General features: G+C 76.0%; 1 pseudogene. It reads right to left on the bottom strand.

Features of this window, described 5'->3' with window-relative positions:
• Nucleotides 1-1,361: pseudogene (locus AB8Z36_RS40340) on the bottom strand (beta-ketoacyl synthase N-terminal-like domain-containing protein); the annotation flags it as partial.

The raw sequence follows: 1,361 nt of genomic DNA, 5'->3' as shown, positions 1-1,361 counted from the left end.
GGGCCTGCCGCTCTCGCGCGGCCAGGCCCTGGCCTCGGACAGCAGGCGCACGTTGCCCCGGTCCCAGTGCACCTGTGAGGTGGGGGTGTCGGCGTGCAGGGTGCGCGGGAGCAGGCCGTGCCGCAGGGCCMGCAGCCATCTTGATCACGGCGGCGGCCCCTGCGGCGGCCTGGGTGTGTCCCAGGTTGGACTTGACGGAGCCGAGCCACAGCGGTGTTTCCCCGGGGCGGTCCTGCCCGTAGGTGTCGAGCAGGGCCTCGGCCTCGATGGGGTCGCCCAGGGCGGTGCCCGTGCCGTGTCCCTCGACCGCGTCGACCTCGTGGGCGCTCACCCCCGCGTCGGCCAGGGCCTGCCGGACGACCTGGCGCTGGGCGGGGCCGTTGGGGGCGGTGAGGCCGTTGCTCGCGCCGTCCTGGTTGACGGCGGAGCCCTCGATCACGGCGAGGACGGGGTGGTTGTTGCGGCGGGCGTCGGACAGCCGCTCAAGGAGGAGCAGTCCGGCGCCCTCGGACCAGGCGGCGCCGTCGGCTCCCTCGCCGTAGGACTTGCAGCGGCCGTCGGGGGAGAGGCCCCGCAGCCGGGAGAAGCCGGTGAAGGCGGCCGGGGTGGCCATGACGGCGACACCGCCCGCGAGCGCCAGGTCCGCCTCGCCGGAGCGCAGCGAGCGGCACGCCAGGTGCAGGGCGACCAGGGAGGAGGAACAGGCCGTGTCCACGGTCAGTGCGGGGCCGTTCAGGCCCAGGGCGTAGGCGATGCGGCCGGACAGGGCGCCGCCCGCGGTGCCCACCGGCAGCAGGCTCTCCAGGTCACCGGACGGGTCGGCCGCGCCCGCCGCGTAGTCGTGGTACATCGCGCCGGTGAACACACCGGTGCGGGTGCCGCGCAGCGTGGCGGCGTCGATCCGGGCGCGTTCCACGGCCTCCCAGGCGGTTTCCAGGAGCAGCCGCTGCTGAGGGTCGGTGGCCAGGGCCTCACGTGTCGACATCTGGAAGAACCCGGCGTCGAAGTGGGCCGCGTCGCGCAGGAAGCCGCCTTCGCGGGCCACGGAGGTGCCGGGGGCGTCGGTGTCGTCGCCGAAGAGGGCCTCCAAGTCCCAGCCCCGGTCCTCGGGGAAGGCGGACACGGCGTCGGTGCCCTCGCGCAGCAGCTCCCACAGCGCCTCGGGGGTGGTGGCGCCGCCGGGCAGGCGGCAGGCCATGGAGACGACGGCGATGGGGTCGTCGTCCGCGGCGGCCGTGGCGGACGGCGCCGCGGCTTCAGGCCCCGGGGCGTGCTGGTTCAGTCCGGCCAGTTCCCTGGCCAGGGCGGCGGGGGTGGGGAAGTCGAAGGCGAGGCCCGCGGGCAGCGGCAGCCCGGTGGCC

The organism is Streptomyces flavofungini, assembly GCF_041028215.1.
GTDB classification, from domain to species: Bacteria; Actinomycetota; Actinomycetes; order Streptomycetales; family Streptomycetaceae; genus Streptomyces; species Streptomyces flavofungini_B.
The sequence above is the reverse complement of the archived record's forward strand: the minus strand, read 5'-3'. Positions and strand labels throughout refer to the sequence as shown.